At 73.2% G+C, this 19,996-nt stretch carries 19 protein-coding genes; 7 read left to right on the top strand and 12 right to left on the bottom strand.

From position 1 onward, the window contains the following. Window positions 1-10 precede the first annotated feature (10 nt). The 4 genes from GA0070621_RS00850 to GA0070621_RS00835 all read left to right on the top strand — a co-directional run bounded on the left by GA0070621_RS00850 (window position 11) and on the right by GA0070621_RS00835 (window position 3,216). Entirely contained in the window at window positions 11-448 is a 438-nt protein-coding gene (locus tag GA0070621_RS00850) for a MarR family winged helix-turn-helix transcriptional regulator (protein WP_091190486.1), read from the top strand. Between the two features lie 124 nt (window positions 449-572). Beyond that, the gene (locus GA0070621_RS00845; protein ID WP_091190483.1) at window positions 573-2,162 is read left to right on the top strand and encodes an MDR family MFS transporter; all 1,590 of its coding nucleotides are present in this window, start codon (window positions 573-575) and stop codon (window positions 2,160-2,162) included. After that, window positions 2,159-2,650 carry a universal stress protein gene (locus GA0070621_RS00840; protein ID WP_091190480.1) on the top strand — a complete coding sequence of 164 codons (492 nt, stop codon included), beginning with the start codon at window positions 2,159-2,161 and terminating at the stop codon, window positions 2,648-2,650. The genes GA0070621_RS00845 and GA0070621_RS00840 overlap by 4 nt, the downstream gene beginning before the upstream one ends. A 44-nt stretch (window positions 2,651-2,694) precedes the next feature. Continuing rightward, window positions 2,695-3,216, top strand: a complete 522-nt coding sequence (locus tag GA0070621_RS00835; RefSeq protein WP_091201829.1) for a DinB family protein — start codon at window positions 2,695-2,697, stop codon at window positions 3,214-3,216. 101 nt (window positions 3,217-3,317) lie between these two features. Here GA0070621_RS00835 and GA0070621_RS00830 read toward each other — a convergent pair whose 3' ends face one another. The 3 genes from GA0070621_RS00830 to GA0070621_RS00820 form a co-directional block, all read right to left on the bottom strand. After that, complete coding sequence (locus GA0070621_RS00830; RefSeq protein ID WP_091190477.1) at window positions 3,318-3,938, bottom strand: HAD family hydrolase; 621 nt, start codon at window positions 3,936-3,938, stop codon at window positions 3,318-3,320. Further along, window positions 3,935-7,534 carry a chromosome segregation protein SMC gene (gene smc / locus GA0070621_RS00825; protein WP_091190475.1) on the bottom strand — a complete coding sequence of 1,200 codons (3,600 nt, stop codon included), beginning with the start codon at window positions 7,532-7,534 and terminating at the stop codon, window positions 3,935-3,937. The genes GA0070621_RS00830 and smc overlap by 4 nt, the downstream gene beginning before the upstream one ends. Before the next feature lie 325 nt (window positions 7,535-7,859). Then, window positions 7,860-8,054, bottom strand: a complete 195-nt coding sequence (locus GA0070621_RS00820; protein WP_007456482.1) for a hypothetical protein — start codon at window positions 8,052-8,054, stop codon at window positions 7,860-7,862. Between the two features lie 373 nt (window positions 8,055-8,427). Here GA0070621_RS00820 and GA0070621_RS00815 point away from each other — a divergent pair, with 373 nt between their 5' ends. Continuing rightward, window positions 8,428-9,606, top strand: coding sequence for a CAP domain-containing protein (locus GA0070621_RS00815; RefSeq protein ID WP_091190472.1), 1,179 nt, complete (start codon window positions 8,428-8,430; stop codon window positions 9,604-9,606). Window positions 9,607-9,748: 142 nt separating this feature from the next. Continuing rightward, window positions 9,749-10,645, top strand: a complete 897-nt coding sequence (locus GA0070621_RS00810; RefSeq protein ID WP_167666474.1) for an endo alpha-1,4 polygalactosaminidase — start codon at window positions 9,749-9,751, stop codon at window positions 10,643-10,645. An 82-nt stretch (window positions 10,646-10,727) separates the two neighbouring features. On the opposite strand, the gene GA0070621_RS00805 is transcribed toward GA0070621_RS00810, so the two are convergent. From GA0070621_RS00805 to rsmD, 9 genes are all read right to left on the bottom strand, one after another. After that, window positions 10,728-12,947, bottom strand: a complete 2,220-nt coding sequence (locus tag GA0070621_RS00805; protein WP_091190469.1) for an MMPL family transporter — start codon at window positions 12,945-12,947, stop codon at window positions 10,728-10,730. Between the two features lie 235 nt (window positions 12,948-13,182). Then, window positions 13,183-14,040 carry a bifunctional DNA-formamidopyrimidine glycosylase/DNA-(apurinic or apyrimidinic site) lyase gene (gene mutM / locus GA0070621_RS00800; protein WP_091201824.1) on the bottom strand — a complete coding sequence of 286 codons (858 nt, stop codon included), beginning with the start codon at window positions 14,038-14,040 and terminating at the stop codon, window positions 13,183-13,185. Next, window positions 14,033-14,854 (bottom strand): ribonuclease III, encoded by an 822-nt coding sequence (gene rnc / locus GA0070621_RS00795; RefSeq protein ID WP_091190467.1) that lies wholly within the window; start codon window positions 14,852-14,854, stop codon window positions 14,033-14,035. Before rnc ends, mutM begins: the two co-directional genes overlap by 8 nt. Beyond that, a complete protein-coding gene (locus GA0070621_RS00790; RefSeq protein ID WP_091190464.1) occupies window positions 14,851-15,831 on the bottom strand; it encodes a phosphate acyltransferase PlsX in 981 nt (326 codons plus the stop codon). The genes rnc and GA0070621_RS00790 overlap by 4 nt, the downstream gene beginning before the upstream one ends. A gap of 111 nt (window positions 15,832-15,942) precedes the next feature. Then, window positions 15,943-16,116: a 50S ribosomal protein L32 gene (gene rpmF / locus GA0070621_RS00785; protein WP_091190461.1), complete on the bottom strand. Its 174-nt coding sequence runs from the start codon at window positions 16,114-16,116 to the stop codon at window positions 15,943-15,945. 5 nt (window positions 16,117-16,121) lie between these two features. After that, window positions 16,122-16,685 carry a YceD family protein gene (locus GA0070621_RS00780; protein ID WP_091190457.1) on the bottom strand — a complete coding sequence of 188 codons (564 nt, stop codon included), beginning with the start codon at window positions 16,683-16,685 and terminating at the stop codon, window positions 16,122-16,124. Between the two features lie 126 nt (window positions 16,686-16,811). Beyond that, complete coding sequence (locus GA0070621_RS00775; RefSeq protein WP_073832495.1) at window positions 16,812-17,309, bottom strand: SPFH domain-containing protein; 498 nt, start codon at window positions 17,307-17,309, stop codon at window positions 16,812-16,814. Between the two features lie 281 nt (window positions 17,310-17,590). Next, entirely contained in the window at window positions 17,591-18,079 is a 489-nt protein-coding gene (coaD, locus tag GA0070621_RS00770; RefSeq protein ID WP_091190453.1) for a pantetheine-phosphate adenylyltransferase, read from the bottom strand. Next, window positions 18,076-18,636 (bottom strand): 16S rRNA (guanine(966)-N(2))-methyltransferase RsmD, encoded by a 561-nt coding sequence (rsmD, locus tag GA0070621_RS00765; protein WP_091201822.1) that lies wholly within the window; start codon window positions 18,634-18,636, stop codon window positions 18,076-18,078. The genes coaD and rsmD overlap by 4 nt, the downstream gene beginning before the upstream one ends. 252 nt (window positions 18,637-18,888) lie before the next feature. Here rsmD and GA0070621_RS00760 point away from each other — a divergent pair, with 252 nt between their 5' ends. Then, window positions 18,889-19,848 carry an RAD23 family protein gene (locus GA0070621_RS00760; RefSeq protein ID WP_091190451.1) on the top strand — a complete coding sequence of 320 codons (960 nt, stop codon included), beginning with the start codon at window positions 18,889-18,891 and terminating at the stop codon, window positions 19,846-19,848. Window positions 19,849-19,996: the final 148 nt, after the last annotated feature.

Genomic DNA, 19,996 nt, shown 5'->3' with positions numbered 1-19,996 from the left:
CGCTCTGCCCGTGGACGATCACCTTCCGGAGACCCTGCGCGCGGTGGAGGACGAGCTGACGGCGCTGCTGCGCCGTGGTCGGGCGCTGTCCTGGGAGGTCGCCCGGGAGGTCCATCCCAACCTGGAGCCGAACGCCTACGGTCTGCTGCTCTGGCTGCGCCGGTCGGGCTCGGTCCGGCTGACCGACCTGGCCGCGCGGCTGGGCATCGGCAAGGGCACGCTCAGCCGGCAGATCGCCGGCCTCGAAGGGCTGGGGCTGGTCCGCCGCGACCCGGACCCGAGCGACCGGCGGGCGGCGCAGCTCAGCCTCACCGAGGAGGGCAGCCGCCGGTTCGACGCCGCGCGGGTCGCCCGTTTCGAACAGATCCGACGCACGCTGCAGAACTGGCCGGAACGGGACGTCGAGGACTTCGCCCGGCTGCTGCACCGGTTCAACGAGAACTTCTGAGCCCTCGACGAGACCTTCCGAGCCCCGATCGGGCGGGAATAAGACCGGCGCCACCCCCGGTTGTTGCTTGAGGCAACCAAGCCGGATCGACATCCCCCGACTCTCCCTCCGGAGGCATCCCACGATGACGCAGGCGACAGCGCCCACCCGGGCGACCGCCGTCGGCATGACCCACCGGCAGATCCTGGAGGCGCTCTCCGGCCTGCTGCTCGGCATGTTCGTCGCGATCCTCTCCTCCACGGTCGTCTCGAACGCGCTGCCGCGGATCATCACCGAGCTGCACGGCGGCCAGTCCGCGTACACCTGGGTGGTCACCTCGACGCTGCTGGCGACCACCGCGACCACCCCGATCTGGGGCAAGCTCGCCGACCTGACCAGCAAGAAGGTCCTGGTCCAGCTCGCCCTCGGGATCTTCGTGCTCGGCTCGATGCTGGCCGGGCTCTCCGAGTCCACCGGGCAGCTCATCGCCTGCCGGGTGCTCCAGGGCGTCGGCGCGGGCGGCCTGACCGCCCTCGCCCAGGTGATCATGGCGACGATGATCTCCCCGCGCGAGCGCGGCCGGTACAGCGGCTACCTCGGCGCGGTGATGGCCGTCGGCACCATCGGCGGCCCGCTGATCGGTGGCGTCATCGTCGACACCGACTGGCTCGGCTGGCGCTGGTGCTTCTACGTCGGCGTGCCGTTCGCGGTCCTCGCCCTGATCGTGCTCCAGAAGACCCTGCACCTGCCGGTGGTCAAGCGCCCGGCGAAGATCGACTGGTGGGGCGCGACGCTGATCACCGCAGCCGTGTCGATGCTGCTGATCTGGGTCACCCTCGCCGGCGACCGGTACGCCTGGATCTCCTGGCAGTCCACCGTCATGGTGGCCGGGGCGGTGCTGCTCGGCGCGCTCGCCATCCGGGTGGAGCGGCGGGCCGCCGAGCCGATGATCCCGCCGCGCCTGTTCCGCAACCGCACCATCACCCTCGCCGTGATCGCCAGCATCGCGGTCGGCGTCGGCATGTTCGGCGCCTCGGTCTTCCTCGGCCAGTACTTCCAGATCAGCCGCGGCGCGAGCCCGACCATGTCCGGCCTGATGACCCTGCCGATGATCGGCGGCCTGCTGGTCGCCTCCACGGTGGTCGGCCGGATCATCACCAACACCGGCCGCTGGAAGCGTTACCTGGTCGCCGGCTCGGCCCTGCTCACGGTCGGCTTCGCCCTGATGGGCACGGTGCGCGCGGACACCCCGTACTGGCGGCTCGCCGTCTTCATGGCGCTGATCGGTCTCGGGCTGGGCATGACCATGCAGAACCTGGTCCTCGCCGTGCAGAACACCGTCGGCGCGCACGAACTCGGCGCGGCCAGCTCCACCGTCGCGTTCTTCCGCAGCCTCGGCGGCGCGATCGGGGTGAGCGCCCTCGGCGCGATCCTCGGCCACAAGGTCAAGGACTACCTGGCCGAGGGGCTGGCCGGGCTCGGGATCAAGGCGTCCAGCGCCGGCGGCGGCACCCTGCCCGACGTGCACACCCTGCCCGCCCCGATCCGGATGGTGGTCGAGTCCGCGTACGGGCACGGTGCCGGGGACATCTTCCTGGCCGCCGCCCCGTTCGGGCTGATCGCCCTGATCGCGGTCCTGCTCATCAAGGAGGTGCCGCTGCGCCGGCACACCGGCGACGCGACCTCCGCCGAGGTCGGGCGGGAGTCGACCGACCGCAGGGAGGCGACGGCATGAGCGCACCTGTCGAGCGTGAGAAGTACGGCCCGGAGTCCCGTCCGCTGCCGTTCGAACGTGGCACGGACGGGCCCCGGGTGGTGCTGGTCGGCGTGGACGGCAGCCGCACCTCGCTGCGGGCCGCCGCGTACGCGGCCGGGCTGGCCCGCCGGCAACGTTCCGGCCTGGTGGTGGTGTTCGTCAGCTCCCCGGCCCCGTACGCCGCGATGATGTCCGGCGTGGTGGCCGGGGCGGTCCAGCAGACCCACGACGAACTGGCCGCCGAGCTGCGTGACGAGTGCCGGCGCGGCGCGGAGGAGCTGGGCCTGCCGGTGACCTTCCTGTGCCGGCGCGGCGACGCGTACGCCGAGCTGTGCAAGGCGGCCGACGAGTTCCGCGCGGACCTGGTGGTGGTCGGCTCGTCCGAGCAGGCCGGGCACCGCCTGCTCGGCTCGGTCGCCACCCGCCTGGTCCGCACCGGCCGCTGGCCGGTCGTCGTGGTCCCCTGATATCCGGTCGCGGGTTGTCCGGTCTTCCGGCCAGGATGGCCGGCATGACCTGGAGAGCACCGGAGATCGTCCGGACCAACGAGAGCACCGTCGGCGACGAGCGCACCGTAGTCGAGAGCTGGCTCGACTACCACCGCCAGACGTTGCTGATGAAGTGCGCCGGGCTGACCGCCGAGCAGTTGCGCACAGCGAGCGTCGAGCCCTCCGCGCTGACCCTGCTCGGCCTGGTCCGGCACATGACCGAGGTGGAGGCCTGGTGGTTCCGGGAGAACTTCGCCGGCCAGCGGGTCGACTACCCGTACTTCACCCCGGAGAATCCGGACGCCGACCACGATGTCAGCACCGCCGACGCCGAGGCCGACCTCGCCACGTACCACCACGAGGTCGAACTGGCCCGCGCCGCCGCGGCCGGCCGTTCCCTGGACGAAACCTTCATCGAGGTCGGACCGAAGAAGCGCACCTTCAACCTGCGCTGGGTGTACGTGCACATGATCGAGGAGTACGCCCGGCACAACGGGCACGCCGACCTGATCCGGGAGCGGATCGACGGCGTCACCGGCGACTGATCTCCACACCGGTACGGCGATGTGGCGGGGTCGCGGCGAGCGGAAACCCGCCACATCGGCGAGGTGGAGTCGCCCGCCGCGCCGAGGCGGCGGGCACTGCGTCAGTACGCCAGCGCGGCGCGCAGGTAGCGCAGGTCACCCGCGCCGGTCCAGCGGTGCGCGGAGAGCCCGGCCACCCGGGCGCCCGCAACCGCCCGGTCCTCGTCGTCGAGGAAGAGCACCCGCGCCGGCGGGGTCTCCAGCGCCTCGCACGCCGCCTCGAAGTACTCCTTCGCCGGCTTGTGCACCCCGACCACCGAGGAGTTGACCACCACGTCCAGCTCGTCGGTGAGGCCCAGCGCGGCCAGGTCGGCGTCCAGTAGGTCGGTGGCGTTGGTGCCCAGCCCGATCCGTACGCCGGCCGCCCGCACCTCGCGGACGAACGCGAGCACGTCCGGGTCGACCTCGCCCCGGTAGCGCTGCCACTCGTCCACCGCCGCGCGGGCCCGGGCCGGGTCGCCCACCGAGGGGATGAGTGCCTCGGCCACGCTGTTCATCCACTGGGCGTGGCTGACCTGGCCGGTGAGCACCGGCTGGAGCAGCCCCCAGGACATCGCGATCTCGCCCAGGACGCCCTCGGTGAGCCCGTACTCCCGCTCGACGCGGGCGGCCACCGCCGGGTCCCAGCGGCGCAGCACGCCGTCGAAGTCCACCAGCAGCGCGGTCGCGCGTTCCCGACTCACTCGTCCTTCTCCTGCCCGTCGTCATCGGCCCGGTTGAGCCGCTGGCTGATCACCTGGGTGACCCCGCTCCGCATGGTCACGCCGTACAGCGCGTCGGCGATCTCCATGGTCCGCTTCTGGTGGGTGATCACGATCAGCTGGCTCTTCTCCCGCAACTGCGCCAGCAGCGTGATCAGCCGGCCCAGGTTCACGTCGTCGAGGGCCGCCTCCACCTCGTCCATGATGTAGAACGGGCTGGGCCGGGCGCGGAAGATCGCCACCAGCATGGCCACCGCGGTCAGCGACCGCTCGCCGCCGGAGAGCAGCGACAGCCGCTTGATCTTCTTGCCCGGCGGCCGGGCCTCCACCTCGACGCCGGTGGTGAGCAGGTCCTCCGGGTCGGTGAGCACCAGCCGCCCCTCGCCGCCGGGGAAGAGCACGGTGAAGACCTGCTCGAACTCCCGCGCGGTGTCCTCGAACGCGCTGGCGAAGACCTCCAGGATCCGGTCGTCGACGTCCTTGACCACGGTGAGCAGGTCCCGGCGGGTGGCCTTGAGGTCCTCCAGCTGCTCGGAGAGGAACTTGAAACGCTCCTCCAGCGCGGCGAACTCCTCCAGCGCGAGCGGGTTGACCTTGCCGAGCAGGGCCAGCTCCCGTTCCGCCTTGGCGGCCCGCTTCTCCTGCACCGGCCGCTCGTAGCGGACCGGCTCGGGCACCGGCCGGCCCTCCTTCTCGGCCGCCGCCACGTCCGCGTCGGTGGGCGGGACGGGTTGGTCCGGGCCGTACTCGGCGATCAGCGTCGCCACGTCGAGGCCGAAGTCCTCGGCGGCCTTTGCCTCCAGCTGTTCGATACGCAGCCGCTGCTCGGCGCGGGCCACCTCGTCCCGGTGCACCTGGCTGGTCAGCCGGTCCAGCTCGGCGCCGAGCCGCTTGGCCGCGCCGCGTACCTCGGACAGCTCGGCCTCACGGGCGGCGCGCTCGCGGGCCACGGCGTCGCGGTGCTCCTCGGCCCGGGCGATGGAGACGGTGAGCCGGGCCAGCGCCTCGCGGGCGCCGCCGACCACGGCCCGGGCGATCTCCGCGCCGCGGGTGCGGGCCGCCCGGCGGGCCGCCGCGCGTTCCCGCGCGGCCCGCTCGGCGTTCGCCTGCCGCGCCAGGGAGTCGGCCCGGCCGGCGATCGAGGAGACCCGCTCCTCGGCGGTACGCACCGCGAGCCGGACCTCCATCTCGTTCTGCCGGGCCTGCGGCACCATCGCGGCGAGCTGGTCGCGCTCCTCGGAGGACGGTTCCGCGTCGACCGGGGTGGCCTCGGCCAGCCGCAGCCGCTCCTCCAGCTCGGCGAGCGCCGTCAGGTCACGTTCCCGGGCCGCCTCGGCGCGGGCCCGGGACTCGCCCAGCCGGTCGGTCTCCGCCTTGGCCGACCGGGCCGCCGCGCCCAGCTCGGCCAGCCGGCGCGCGGCGGCGTTGCGGTGGCTCTCCGCCTCCCGCTTGGCCGCGGCGGCGTGCTGCACCGCCTCCTTCGCGGCGGCCACCTCGGCGCGCGCCTCGACCAGCTGCTCGCGCAGCTCGGCGCCGGTCCGCTCGGCGGCGAGCCGGTTGGTCCGGGCCTCCTCGACGGCCGCCTGCACCTCGATGAAGCTGGGCGCCTTGGCCGACCCGCCGGCCGCCGCGTACGCCCCGACGATGTCGCCGTCGGGGGTGACGGCGCGCAGCTCCGGGTTGCCGGCGACCAGCTCGGCCGCGGCGGCGAGATCGTCGACCAGCGCCACGTCGCGCAGCGCCCGATACACCGCCGGCCGGAGTTCGGCCGAGCACTCCACCAGGTCGGGCGCCCAGCGGGCGCCATCGGGCAGTTTCGGGCGCAGCGCGTCGGCCGGGCCGTCCATGCCCGGCCCGGCGGGGCTGCCGACCAGCAGGCCGGCCCGGCCTGCGTCGGAGATCTTCAGCAGCCGCATCGCCTCGACCGCCTCGTCCACGCCGCTGACCGCGACCGCGTCGGCGAGCCCGCCGAGCGCGGCGGCGAGCGCCGCCTCGTGGCCGGGTGCGACGGTGAGCAGCCCGGAGAGGCTGCCGAGCAGGCCGGGCACCTGGTCGGCGCGGGCCAGCAGCGCCCCGGCGCCGTCCTTGCGGCGCAGGCCGAGGGCGAGCGCCTCCTCGCGGGCCTTCCAGGTGGCCGCGTCCTTCTCGGCGGCGCGCTCGGCGTCGGCGAGGCTGCGGACGGCCGCCTGTGCCTGCTCGTGGACGGTGACCGCCTCGGCGTGCCGGGCGTCCAGGTCGGCGTTGTCCCGGTCCGCCTCGGTGGACTGCTCGGCGACCGCGTCCAGCTCGGCCTGCGCCTTCTCGGCCCGGGCCAGCGCGTCGGTGTGCGCGGTGGCGAGCCGTTCGATCTCCTCGCCGGCGCTGGTGGTCCGGGCCCGGGCCGAGTTGACCTGGCCGGTCAGCCGGGCCAGCCCCTCCCGCCGGTCGGCGATGGCCTTGGCGGCGGCGACCAGTTCCCGCTCGGCGGCGGCGAGCTGCCGCTCCAGCTCCTGCCGGTGCTCGACCGCCTCGGCCAGCCGGATCTGGTCCTCGGTGAGCGCCGCGCGCAGCTCCTCCTCCTGCTCGCGAACCCGCCGCGACTCGGCCTCCAACTGGTCGGGGTCGCGGCCGGGGCGCTCGTCGTCGGGGGTGGCGCTGAGGTGGCGCAGCCGCTCCCGGGCGAGCTGCTCGATGGACCGGAACCGCTCCTGGAGCGCGGAGAGCTTGTACCAGGTGTCCTGGGCGGCGGCGAGCAGCGGGGCGTCCTCGGCGAGGGCGGCCTCCAGCTCGCCGAGGCGGGACTGCACCTCGGTGTGTTCCGCCTCGATCTGTTCCCGCCGCTCGCGCAGCGCCGTCTCGTCGGCGATCTCCTTGTCCAGCGTGGTCCGCAGGGTGTGCAGGTCGTCGGCGAGCAGCCGCAACCGGGCGTCGCGCAGGTTGGCCTGGATCGCGGCGGCGCGGCGGGCCACCTCGGCCTGCCGGCCCAGCGGCTTGAGCTGGCGGCGCAGTTCGGCGGTGAGGTCGGTGAGGCGGTTGAGGTTGGTCTGCATCGCGTCGAGCTTCCGCAGCGCCTTCTCCTTGCGCTTGCGGTGCTTGAGGACCCCGGCCGCCTCCTCGATGAACGCCCGCCGGTCCTCCGGCTTGGCGTGCAGCATGCCGTCGAGCCGGCCCTGGCCGACGATGATGTGCATCTCCCGGCCGATGCCGGAGTCCGACAGCAGCTCCTGGATGTCCAGCAGCCGGCAGGAGTCGCCGTTGATCTCGTACTCGCTCTCGCCGGAGCGGAACATCCGGCGGGTGATGGAGACCTCGGTGTACTCGATCGGCAGCGCGCCGTCGGTGTTGTCGATGGTGAGGGTGACCTCGGCCCGGCCCAGCGGCGCCCGCCCGGCGGTGCCGGCGAAGATGACGTCCTCCATCTTGCCGCCACGCAGCGCCTTGGCCCCCTGCTCGCCGAGTACCCAGGCGATGGCGTCGACGACGTTGGACTTGCCGGAGCCGTTCGGGCCGACCACGCAGGTGATCCCGGGCTCCAGCTTCAGCGTCGTCGCGGAGGCGAAGGACTTGAAGCCCTTCACCGTCAGGCTCTTGAGATGCACCTTCTCGATCCTCGTCCGGTGGCCGCCGTACCGTCGCCGGCTGCGCGGACCTGGTAGACCCGCAGACTAACCCGGGGCCGGGGAAGCCGCGGCAAGCGACCCACCGCGCGGCCCGTCGTGTCCGGTTTCGGCGTGCCCCGGAGGAGAGTGTGGAAAACCACAAGATCTTATTCGTGGCCCCGGTTGCCGTCGCGCAATTCCGGGCTCACCCGATCGGAAGACGCGCCGCGAAAACAAAAGGCGTACGCACAAAGCGGCGCGCCGGCACTTGGGGTGTCGGCGCGCGTTTTCGTGTGGTGCGATTCAGTTTTCCGACAACCGGAGATCAGGTCAACGCGGGCTCGGCCAGCCGGAGGAGGTCGTCAGCCTCCGCCGCTGCCGCCGCCAGCCGATCATTGTCGGCGCGCAGACGCGTGATCTCGAACTCCAGTGCCTGAACCCTGGCACGCAGTCGGGTGACCTCGTCGAGCAGGCGCCGGTCGGGCGCTGCACCAACGTGGCCGTAGAGGGCCTTCGCCATGCTGACTCCTTGATATGCGCTGCCGGAAAGGCCGGCCAACGCGCGCCCATCATGTTCGCGGCTGCCATCCCAGCAAAATGCGGGCATGACTGGGCGCGACTGGCGACACCTATATATTGAGCCGCAAACCCCTCCTTCGTCAAGTTCTCGCAGGCCGTAGATCATCTCCACGTCGACCTGTCCACTTGTCGGGGGGCTGCCGTGAGGCGCGGACACGCTCTGTCCGGACGCCATAACTGTACGCCCGGGAATGCGTGAACGTCTCACCCTCGCCGTCAGGTTCCCCTTAACTCTTTCTTAGCCACGTTGCCGCAGCTCGCGGCGCGACCGTAGCGTCAGCCGGGCCGACAACCGACCCGTGGAGGGGACAGGCGTGTACCGCTGGACCGACCCGATCGAACCGGACGGCTCCGCCCGGCACCCACAGCCGCCGGCCGCCGACGGGCCGGCCTGGCTCACCGACCGGCCGGAGCCGCGGTCGGCGTACCTCTTCGGGGACGAACCGGATGACTCGGGCGCAAAGCGGACCGGCACGCCGACCGACGCCTGGCCGACTCACGGCCCGGACGACGCCTGGCCGACCCACGGCCCGGACGACGCCGGGCGGACCGACGGCCCCGACGACCAGTGGCAGCCCCACGGGCACCTCGACTGGACCGCCGAGCAGGCGGCCTCCGACCCGGGTACGCCGGTCCCCGAGTTCGAGCGGGCCGCCGGCTGGCCGGCCGAGGAGCAGTCCACCACCACCTGGCGTCCGGCCTTCGATTCCTCGCTCGAGCAGCCGGGGCGGCACCGGCAGCCGCGCCGCTTCCCGCGCCCTTTGCTGGTCGGCGGTGCCGCCGCCGCGGCGACGCTGGTGGCCACCCTGGGCGTGGCCGCCCTGATGCTGCCCGGCGACGGCCAGCACACCGACTCGACCGCGACCGACGCGGTGGCCGCCGCCCCCGTCGCGCCCGACAACACCGACGCCGCCCCCGGCGATGCCCTCGCCCCCGCCTCACCCACCGGCGCGCCGACCGGCTCCCCCAGCGCCGCCCCGACCAGCGCCCGGCCGAGCCCGACCCGCACCGCCACCCCGAAGCCGAGCCGGACCACCGCCCCCTCCCGCCAGCTCCAGCGCACCGCCGCGCCGAGCAGCACCGCCACCCGGACCGCCTCGACCGGCGGGCTGAGCGCCGAACTCCAGCAGGTCGTCGACCTGGTCAACCAGGAACGGGCCAAGGCCGGCTGCAAGGCGGTGACCGTCGACGACAAGCTGACGCTGGCCGCCCAGCGGCACAGCCAGGACCAGGCCGACCACAAGACCATGACGCACGACGGCAGCGACGGCAGCGACGTCGGCGAGCGGCTCGACCGGGTCGGCTACGCCTGGCGGGCGTACGGGGAGAACGTGGCCTGGAACCAGCAGAGCCCGGCCGCCGTCATGGACGCCTGGATGAACAGCTCGGGCCACCGCGCCAACATCCTGAACTGCTCGTTCACCCAGATCGGCGTGGGTGTGGCGCGGAGCAACGGGCCATACTGGACGCAGGACTTCGGCACCCCCCGCTGAACGGACGGGTCGACGTCGCGCCGCCGTCGTGTCGTGACCGGGTCCGCGCTCGTTTGACCGGGTGAGGTGCGCCGGGGTCGTCCCATGGTGCCGGCACGGCCGGTGACCCGGGTCGGCTCGACGTACCGGCAGGGGCGGCGGCGTGCCGCCCGCGACCCGGGAGCTGTCGATGCGGATGCGGCCGGCGTGGCCCGTGCCGCGCGGCCGGTCGGTCCGCGTCCTGCCACGCGGACCGCGCCGCGGCGCGGTGGCACTGGCGGCGGTGCTGGTGCTCGCCCCGGTGGCCGGCTGCCACACCCCGGTCGTCCCACCCGGCGCGCCCACCCGGTGGCCGGCGGAACTGGCCCACCGGTGGCAGTGGCAGTGGCAGCTCACCGGCCAGGTGGACGTCACGGTCGACGCCGACGTGTACCTGCTCGACCCGGTCCGCACCACCTCCGCCGAGACCGCCGCGTTGCGGGCCCGGGACCGCCGGCTGGTCTGCCAGATACGCGTCGGGACGTACGCGTCCACCGACCCGGACGCGAGCCGGTTCCCGGCGGACGCACTCGGCGCGGCGGTGGCGGGTCGGCCGGGCAGCCAGTGGCTGGACGTACGCCGGTGGGACGCGCTGGAGCCGGTGCTCGCCGACCGGTTCCGGCTGTGCCGGGGCAAGGGCTTCGGCGCGGTGGCGGTCGACGACGCCGACGGTTACCGGCACCGCACCGGCTTCCCACTCGACTTCGACGACCAGTTGCGGTTCAACCGCCGGCTGGCCGCCCTGGCCCGCCGGCTCGATCTCTCGCCGGGGCTGGTCGACGACGTGCCGCAGGTGGCCGCGCTCGCGCCCGACTTCGACTTCGCCGTCAACCAGGAGTGCGTACGCCGGCGGGAGTGCGCCAAGCTGCTGCCCTTCGCCGACGCCGACAAGCCGGTCTTCCACGTCGAGTACACCGGCGACCCGACCGCCTTCTGCGTCACCACCGTCGGCTACGGCTTCGCCTCCATGCTCAAGGACCGGAAGCTGGACGCCTGGCGCGACCCCTGCCCCCAACTCTGATCCGTCGCCGCCCCGCGCGGCGGGAAGCCGTGGAGGGCCGGGCCGCTCGTGCGGCCCGGCCCTCGGGGGTGACGCCGGCAGGTCAGTGGGCGCCGACCAGCTCCGGGGTGGGGGCGGGCGGCTCGGCCGGCGGGGTGGCGGCCCGGCGGCGCAGGAAGCGCGGAGCCCACCAGTTCGCGTCGCCCAGCAGGGTCATCAGGGACGGCAGGACCACGGCCCGGATGATCGTGGCGTCCAGCAGGATCGCCGCGGCCAGCCCGATGCCGAGTTGCTTCATGTCGATGGTGCTCAGCGTCGCGAAGATCGAGAAGACCCCGACCATGACGATCGCCGCACTGGTCACCACGCCCGCCGAGGAGGTGATCCCGTACGCCACCGCGTCCCGGTTGGGCAGGCCGGCGCGGACACCCTCGCGGATCCGGCTGACCACGAAGACGTGGTAGTCCATGGAGAGCCCGAAGAGCACCACGAACAGGAACAGCGGCAGCCAGGTGACGATCGCGCCCATCGAGGTGAAGCCGAGCGGCCCGGCCGCCCAGTCACCCTGGAAGACCAGCACCAGCAGGCCGTACGCGGCCCCGGCGGAGAGCAGGTTCAGCAGGATCGAGGTGAGCGCGACCACCACCGACCGGAACGTCCAGGCCATCACCAGGAAGGTCAGCGCCAGCACGAAGGCGACCACGATCGGCAGCTTCTCCCTGATGTGCTGGGCGTAGTCCTCGTTGGCGGCCACGGCGCCGCCGACCGCGTACTCGATCCCGGGGATGCCGCGCAGCGCGGCCGGCACCAGGTCCTCGCGCAGCTCGTGCAGGGACCGGGTGGCCTCGTCGGTGCGGCTGCCGTACGGGGTGGCGACCTCCAGTACGGACACCCGGCGGTCGGCCGACACCTCGATCTTCGCGCCGTCCCCCTCGGCCGGCGCGAAGAGCGGGTCGGCGGCGGCCCGCCCGGCCAGGTCGGTCAACGCCGCGTGCACCCGGTCGGCCTGCTCGGCCGGCGCCCGCACCGCCACGGTGTGGCTGGTGCCGTTGCTCGGAAAGGCGGTGGTGAGCCGGTCGTACGCCTGCATGGCCGGCGTGGTGCGCGGTACGTCCTCCATGCCGGGGAACTTCATCTTCATGCTCAGCGCCGGGGCGGCCAGGGTGAGCAGCAGCCCGATCGAGACGATCAGGGTGGTCCGCGGCGCCCGCAGCGCGGGCTTCAGCACGGCCGGCCAGAACCGGGGCCGGGCCGGCTGGCCGTGCCGGCCGGTACGCGGGGCGGTGAGCCGCCACAGCAGCGGCACCCGGGGTCGGTCGACCCAGCGGCCGAGCTTGGCGAGCAGCGCCGGCAGCACGGTCAGCGAGCCGAGCACCGCGACCGCGACCACCAGGATCGAGCCCACGGCCAGCGAGGAGAAGATCGCGTCCTGGGCGAGCAGCAGCCCGGCCATCGAGATGATCACGGCGGCCCCGGAGACCACCACGGCGTGCCCGGAGGTCTCCGCCGCGACTTCCACCGCGTCCAGCCCGGACCGGCCCTTCGCCCGTTCCTCCCGTTCCCGGCGGACGTAGAACAGCGAGTAGTCGACGCCGACCGCCATGCCGATCAGCAGGATCACGCTGGCCGTGGTGTCGTTGGCCGGCACCAGGTGCGAGGCCAGGGTGGAGAGCCCCATGGCCGCGGCCACCGAGGAGAGCGCGAGCAGCACCGGCACGCCGGCCGCGATCAGCGCGCCGAACGCGATGATCAGGATGGCCAGGGTGACCGGCAGGCTGAGCAGTTCCGCCCGCTTGAAGTCCTTCCCGAGGGTCTCGTCGAGCGCCTTGTTGATCGAGGGTCCCCCGACCTCCTCGATCCGCAGCGCCGGGTGCGCCTCCTGCACCTTGGCGGTGGCGTCCCGCAGCGGCTGCACCCGGTCCGACGCGGTCTCCGGGTCGCCGGACATGGTGACCGGCAGCAGCAGCGCGCTGCCGTCCCGGGACGGCAGCGGCGTACCCACCGAGGCCACCCCCTCGACCTGCCGCAGCCGGGCCGCCGCGTCGTCGGCGGCGGTCTTCGCGGCGGACTGGTCGAGCGTCCCCGAGCGGGACGTGATCAGCACGTTCTCGGTCGCCGGCTCGTGGAAGCCGCCGCCGTCGACGATCAGCTCGGCCCGTCCCACCTCGCCGATCGCCTGGTCGGCGGAGCTGGCCTCGTTCAGGCCCGCGGCGTTGCCGCCGACGAAGCACACCGCAACGAACACCACCCACAGCGCGATGGCCCGCCACGGATGCTCCGCACTCCACCGCGCCAATCGCACCGTCACCGGTCGCCTGCCCATACCCGGGTTCCCCCTCCACACGTCGGCCCCGTGCCGACGGTGCTGACGCTAGGGAGCGGGCGATGCCCGGACATCGGGGAACGGCCCCGGCTCGTCCCCGATCCGTCCGGTCCCGGCCGGTCGGTCCGGATCGGCTCAACCAACCGGACAGAAGGGGACTTTCAGGGTACGGCCGGGGGACGCGCCGCAAGCCGCCCGGGGAGGCACACCGGCGCAACCCCGAGGCGGCTCAGGGTCATCCCCGCAGCGCCCCTCGGGGGCGGGGTTGGCAGCGCGGACAACTGTACGACGAACGGTTCATGAACGCCTCGCGGCGGATCGGCGCACCGCACCGCCCGCAGGGTTCCCCCTCCCGGCCGTACGCGTTGAGCGACCGGTCGAAGTAGCCGCTCTCGCCGTTGACGTCGACGTACAGCTCGTCGAAGCTGGTGCCGCCCTGTTTGATCGCCTCGGCGAGCACGTCCCGGACGTGCCCGAGCAGCCGGCCGACCGCCGGACCGGTGAGCGCGTCGGTCGGGCGGGCGCCGTGCAGCCTCGCCCGCCACAGCGCCTCGTCGGCGTAGATGTTGCCGATCCCGGAGACCAGGGTCTGGTCCAGCAGCGCCCGCTTGACCTCGGTACGCCGCCGGCGCAGCGCGGCCACGAAGTCGGCGTCGGAGAACTCCGGATCCATCGGGTCCCGGGCGATGTGCGCGATCTCCGACGGCAGCTCCGCGCCGCCCTCGGACACCGCCAGCCCGCCGAACGTACGCTGGTCGACGAAGCGCAGCTCCGGGCCGTCGTCGGCGAACCGGAACCGGACCCGCAGGTGCAGCTCGTCGGCCGCCCCGACCGGCTGGAGCAGCAGTTGACCGGACATGCCGAGGTGACCGACGAGGGCGTCGCCGGTGTCCAGCGGCAGCCACAGGTACTTGCCCCGGCGCCGCACGTCGGTGATGGTCCGGCCGGCCAGCACGTCGGCGAAGTGCGCCCCGCCCGGCTGGTGCCGGCGTACGGCCCGGGGGTGACGTACCTCGACGGAACTGATCGTCCGGCCGATGACCCACTGGGCCAGGCCCTGCCGGACCGTCTCGACCTCGGGCAGCTCAGGCACGGCCGGCACCCGCACCGGCCGCGTCGGCCGTGGATCCGCTGCCCGCGCCGTCCGCGGTCGCCCCGTCGGCGTCCCCCGCCGTCAGCGCGCCCTGCTCCTGCTCGGCCTGCTCGGTCAGCATCCGCCAGGCCGACTCGGCGGCCCGCTGCTCGGCCTCCTTCTTGCTGCGCCCCTCCGCGCCGCCGTACCGGTTGCCGGCCACCACCACCCAGGCGGTGAACGTCTTGAGGTGGTCCGGCCCGGTGCCCTCGATCCGGTATTCCGGCACGCCCAGCCCCAGCGCGGCGGTCAACTCCTGGAGGCTGGTCTTCCAGTCCAGCGCGGCGCCCCGGCCGGCCGACTCGGCCATCAGCGGGTCGAAGAGGCGGTGGATCACGACGGCCGCGGTGTCCAGGCCGTACTGGAGGTAGATCGCGCCGAGCAGCGCCTCCAGGGTGTCGGCCAGGATGCTGGCCTTGTCCCGGCCGCCGGTGGTCTCCTCCCCCTTGCCCAGCAGCAGGTACGCGCCCAGCCCGCCCGGACCGAGGCCACGCGCCACGTCGGCGAGGGCGCGCATGTTGACCACGCTGGCGCGCAGCTTGGCGAGCTGTCCCTCGGCCAGGTCCGGGTGGTTGTGGAACAGGGCCGTGGTGATCACCACGCCGAGGACCGAGTCGCCCAGGAACTCCAGCCGCTCGTTGGTGGGCAGGCCGCCGTTCTCGTACGCGTAGGAGCGGTGGGTCAGCGCGCGCTCCAGCAGTTCCGGGTCGAGCGACACTCCGAAGGCCGCCTCCAGGTGGCCGACGGGAGCACGCCGCCGCTTGTCGTTGGTCATGGTGCTACCTCGGTGTCGTTACGGTCAGGTGCGGGATCGTGCGGGACAGCGTCGAGCAGAGTGGAGACGGTGTTGGTGGCGCCACGTCGCCACAGGTGGGCGGCGAGGGCGATGCCGGAGGCGACGTCGGCGGGCCGGGCCGCCCCGTGACAGACGACCACCGTGCCGGCCACGCCGAGCAGGGCCGCGGCACGCGGGGCACCGCCACTGGCCGGCGGCCCGCCGGCCATCGCGTACGCGCCCTCGATGGCCTTGAGCAGCACGTTACCGGTGAACCCGTCGGTGACCACGACGTCGGCGCGCGCGCCGAGGGAGATGTCGAACCCCTCGACGAGGCCCACGTAGCGGCCGTCGCAGGGCAGCGGCACGGCGGCGAGGGCGGGGTCGGCGAGGCGGCGCAGCCGGTCACCCTTGCCGGCCTCGGTGCCGACGGAGAGCAGCCCGACCCGGGGCGCGGCGACGGTGTGCGCCACGGCGGCGTACGCGGCGCCGAGCACGGCGTGCCGGGTGAGGGTGGCGGGGCCGGACTCCAGCGTGCCGCCGACGTCCAGCAGCACCACCGGGCCGGCGACGGCGGGCAGGGTGGCCACCAGGGCCGGGCGGCGGATGCCGGCCCACCGGCCGAGGCCGAGCGCGGCGGCGGTGACGGTGGCGCCGGTCGAGCCGGCGGAGACGATCGCGTCGGCGAGCCCGTCGCGGACGGCGGTGACCGCCGCGCGGACGGTGCTCTCCGCGCGCGCGGCGGTGGGATGGTCGGCCATGCCGACGGCGGTCCGCACCGGGCGGACCGTGACCCGGGCGCGTTGCTCCGGGTTCAGCGCACCGATCAGCCCGCCGGCGACCTCGGTCGGTCCGACGAGCAGCAGGTGCAGGTCTGGGTCGGTACGCACCGCCCGCAGAGCGCCGTCAACCACGACGGCGGGAGCATCGTCCCCGCCGAGGAGGTCGACGGCGATCCGCGCGGTGCCCGGCTCCATCGGGGTGCCGGCCGGGGAACGGCCGGCGGTGGAGGGAGCCGGGACACCGGGCGAGAGCCTGGGTGTGCGCGCCACCCGACCGGCGGTCGGGGACGTCACTCGGCGTCCAGGTCAGACCTCGAGGACCTGGCGGCCGTTGTAGGTGCCGCAGACGGAGCAGGCGGTGTGCGGCAGCTTGGCCGACTTGCACTGCGGGCAGGCCACGGTCGCGACCGCCGCGGCCTTCCACTGCGCCCGACGGGCCCGGGTGTTGCTGCGCGACATCTTGCGCTTGGGGACGGCCACGGTTCTTACTCCTCTGTACGGGTCAGTTGCGACAGGCCCGCCCAACGCGGGTCGATCTGCTGATGGCTGTGGTCGGCCGGCAGATCGTCCCAGTGCACCCCACAGTCGGGGCACAAGCCTGGGCAGTCCTCCCGGCAGAGCGGGTTCGTCGGCAGCGCGAGCACCACCGCGTCCCGCAGCGCCGGCTCCAGGTCGATCAGATCGCCCTGCATCCGGCCTACCTCGTCCTCGTCTGTCGTGTCGTCCGTGGTGCTGTTCTCGTACGCGTACAGCTCCTGGATCCGCACCGACACCGAGTCGTCGATCTCGCGCAGGCAGCGGCCGCACTCGCCCTTGACCGGGCCCGAGACGGTCCCGGAGACGAGCACGCCCTCGGACACCGACTCCAACCTCAGGTCGAGGTCGAGGTCCGCGCCCACCGGCACGCCGATCAACTCCACGCCGAGGTCCTCCGGTGCCGGCACGACCCGCTTGACCGTACGCAACGCGCCAGGCCGACGCGGCAGTTCCCTCGTGTCGAGGACCAGCGGCGACCTGGGGTTGAGTGGGGATGACGAGTGTTTGGGCATAGTCAGACTCCGGCCGGTGAGAGGCCGACAAAGAAGGTTACCTGGGTGGGGGCCGGACCGTCGAACCGGGGCGTCGCTCGCCCCGGCCCGTCGGGTGCCGGCTGTCGGCCGCCGGCCAGGGGCCGCTCAGAAGGGTAGCGGCCGATCGGCCTCGTCACCCGCGAAGGTGCCGATCTCGCGCAGCGCGTGCATCTTGTCCCGGCCGCGCTCGATCGAGGCGAGCGCCCGGGTGAGGAACTGTTCGAAGTTGGCCAGCGCGGTGTCGACGTAGTCGTCCACCTCGTCGCGGAGGCGCTGCGCCTCGGCGCGGGCCTCGGCGATGATCCGGGCGCCCTCGTGCTCGGCGGAGACCGTGATCTCGTTCACCGAGACCAGGCGGGCGTGTTCCGCCTCACCCTCGCTGATGATCCGGTCGGCCTCGCGCTTGCCGGCCTCCATGATCTTGTCCCGCTCCTCCAGCAGCGCGGCGGCCCGGCGCAGGTCGGCGGGAAGCTCGGCGCGCAGCTCGTCGAGGGCGGCGATCATCTCACCCCGGTCGACCATGCAGTTGTTGCGCGACATCGGGACGGAGCGGGCCTGCTCCACCATGGCGATCAGTTCGTCGATGCGATCGAGCGGGTCCACCGGTACCTCACTCCTGTCTTCGTCGGCCGCCCTCCATGATGCGGCCTGCACCCGGGTTCGGCGCTGCACACATCATGTCGCGCCCCCTCCACCCCAGACCGATCCACCCCTCCCGGCGCGTCGCCCGCCACCCGTCACCCGCCCCGACTCGCCGATCTTGCACCTTCGGCCCTGACATTCCGCCCATGTTCGGGCGAATCCCCGACCCGAAGTGCAAGATCGCCGCGGTGGGGTGGGGCGGGAGGGACGGGGGGTGGGGGTGGGGGGTGGGGGTGGGGGGGTTAGGGGCGGGGGGTGGGGTGGAGGCGGGTGGTGAGTTGTTGGCGGACGGTGTCGGGGACGTGGGCGGAGATGTCGCCGCCCCACTTGGCCACGTCCTTGACCAGACTGGAGGAGAGGAAGGAGTAGAGCGGATTGGTCGGCATGAAGAGCGTCTCCACGCCGGCCAGGCCGATGTTCATCTGGGCCATCTGGAGTTCGTAGTCGAAGTCGCTGACCGCCCGCAGGCCCTTGATCAGCACGCTCGCCTGCTGGGCACGACAGAAGTCCACCAGCAGCCCACGGAACGACTCGACCCGCACGTTGTCGTACGACGCGGTCACCTCGCGGAGCATGTCGATGCGCTCCTCGACGGTGAACAGCCCCTGCTTGGACTGGTTGATCAGCACGCCGACAATCACCTCGTCGAAGAGCCGGCTGGCCCGACCGATGATGTCGAGGTGTCCGTTGGTGACCGGGTCGAAGGAGCCCGGGCAGACCGCGCGTCTCATGATCGGCGACCGTACCAAAGGGTGGTCTCGCCGTAGCGGCGAGAGCGCCCGGGCGTGATGCCGTCCACCCAGGTGACCGGCCCGGTACGGCTGGACCGCTCGACGATCACCAGGGCGTCCGGGGCCAGCCAGCCGCCGTCGACCAGCGCGGCCGACAACGCGGTGATCTCCTCGTCGGGTACGGCGTACGGCGGGTCGGCGAAGACCACGTCGTACGGCCCGTCCGCGCCGGCCGCGAGCACGGTGGCCACCTTGCCGGTGACCAGGCGGGCGGCCGGGGCGGCCCGCAGCGCGGCGATGTTCTCCCGGATCACCCGGGCCGCCCGGGCGTCGGACTCGACCAGCAGCACGTGCTCCGCACCGCGGGACAGCGCCTCCAGCCCGACCGCGCCGGAGCCGGCGTACAGGTCGGCGAAGCGCGCCCCGTCGAGGTCGAGTTCGGCCTGCACCGCGCTGAACAACGCCTCCCGGACCCGGTCGGAGGTCGGCCGGGTGCCGGCGCCGGGCGGCGCGGCGATCCGCCGCCCGCCGAGCGTCCCGGCCACGATCCGGGTCACCGTCTGCTCCCGCACATGCCCATGACGCTACGCGACGCGCCGGCCCACCCGGCACACCCGGCCGGTACGCAGGCACGTACCGGACGATCACCCGCGGTACATCAATGATCTCAAGTTCATAACAGACCCTTTACATGCCGTCGATCCCGGTAACGCCCGAGCTGTCGATCTCGCTAGGGTCTGCCCGGTCGTCGGGCGCGCGGCTTCGGTCCGCCCGTCGCACCCTCCGATTTCCCCTCACCAGGAGTAGACGTGAACCGTCTCAACCTCCGGCGTGCCACGGCCCTCACCGCCGGTGCACTGATCGGCCTCGCCAGCGTCGCCATCGTCGCCAGCCCGGCCATGGCCCACCACCCCGAGCCCTCCGGCAGCTACTGCGCGACCCCGGACGGCAAGGTCACCGTCAACTGGTCGGTGATCAGCAGTGAAACCGACATCGACGGCACCATCACCAAGCTCGAGTCCACCGTGCCGGGTGACATCACCGGCGAGCTGGCCGTCGGGGCGACCCTGAAGAAGCAGGGCGACGGTCCGCTGACCGGCACCCAGACCTACACCTTCGAGGGCGACATCCCCGAGCTGAAGCTCACCGTCGCGGCGCGGTGGGAGCGCGGCAAGAAGCGCGACAAGAAGGTCCTCACCGGGGAGCGCACCGTCGTCGCGCAGCCCAGCCAGGACTGCGGCCCGACCGAGTCGCCGGAGCCGACCCCGCCGGCCTCGCCGGAGCCGACCGAGACCCCGGCGCCGAGCGAGACCCCGGCGCCCACGGACTCGCCGGAGCCGACCCCGTCGGCCAGCCCGACGGCCACCCCCTCCACCCCGGCGGAGGAGCCGGAGGAGCCGGTCTTCCAGCTGGAGGAGACCTGCGACACGATGACCTTCATCGTGGAGAACCCGGCCAAGGGCATCCCGTTCACCGCCACCCTGACCAGTGAGAAGGGTGTCACCAAGAAGCTCGAGTCGGTGCCGGGCAAGACCACCTCGGTCAGCTTCGACGCCTACAAGGGCCTCAAGGTCACCGTCAAGTACGACGTGGTCGACGAGACCGAGACCATCGAGTACACCCAGCCGGAGGAGTGCGGCCAGGGCGGCGGTCTGCCGGTCACCGGCCCGGCCGCCGGCGCGATCGCCGGTGGGGCCGCCGTGCTGCTCGCCGCCGGCGCGGTGCTCTTCGTGATGGCTCGCCGTCGTCGGATCCGCTTCACCGTCTGACCCGCGCTGAACCATCCGCGCTGAACTGAACCGAGGGCGCGTCGACCATCCGGTCGGCGCGCCCTCGGCGTGTCCGCCCCGAACGACGGGACGAGCGACTCCGCAGGCGGCAGATCGGCGCGACGACGCCGGCGCAGAGCCACGGCAC

Source organism: Micromonospora narathiwatensis (genome assembly GCF_900089605.1).
Classification (GTDB): domain Bacteria; phylum Actinomycetota; class Actinomycetes; order Mycobacteriales; family Micromonosporaceae; genus Micromonospora; species Micromonospora narathiwatensis.
This window is presented reverse-complemented; position numbering and strand designations above follow the sequence as displayed.

Coding starts and splice junctions, on each gene's coding strand:
- GA0070621_RS00805 (WP_091190469.1), bottom strand. CDS start 12,947: ATGGGCAGGCGACCGGTGACGGTGCGATTGGCGCGGTGGAGTGCGGAG.
- coaD (WP_091190453.1), bottom strand. CDS start 18,079: ATGAGACGCGCGGTCTGCCCGGGCTCCTTCGACCCGGTCACCAACGGA.
- GA0070621_RS00845 (WP_091190483.1), top strand. CDS start 573: ATGACGCAGGCGACAGCGCCCACCCGGGCGACCGCCGTCGGCATGACC.
- GA0070621_RS00790 (WP_091190464.1), bottom strand. CDS start 15,831: ATGGAGCCGGGCACCGCGCGGATCGCCGTCGACCTCCTCGGCGGGGAC.
- GA0070621_RS00820 (WP_007456482.1), bottom strand. CDS start 8,054: ATGGCGAAGGCCCTCTACGGCCACGTTGGTGCAGCGCCCGACCGGCGC.
- GA0070621_RS00840 (WP_091190480.1), top strand. CDS start 2,159: ATGAGCGCACCTGTCGAGCGTGAGAAGTACGGCCCGGAGTCCCGTCCG.
- rnc (WP_091190467.1), bottom strand. CDS start 14,854: ATGACCAACGACAAGCGGCGGCGTGCTCCCGTCGGCCACCTGGAGGCG.
- GA0070621_RS00835 (WP_091201829.1), top strand. CDS start 2,695: ATGACCTGGAGAGCACCGGAGATCGTCCGGACCAACGAGAGCACCGTC.
- GA0070621_RS00780 (WP_091190457.1), bottom strand. CDS start 16,685: ATGCCCAAACACTCGTCATCCCCACTCAACCCCAGGTCGCCGCTGGTC.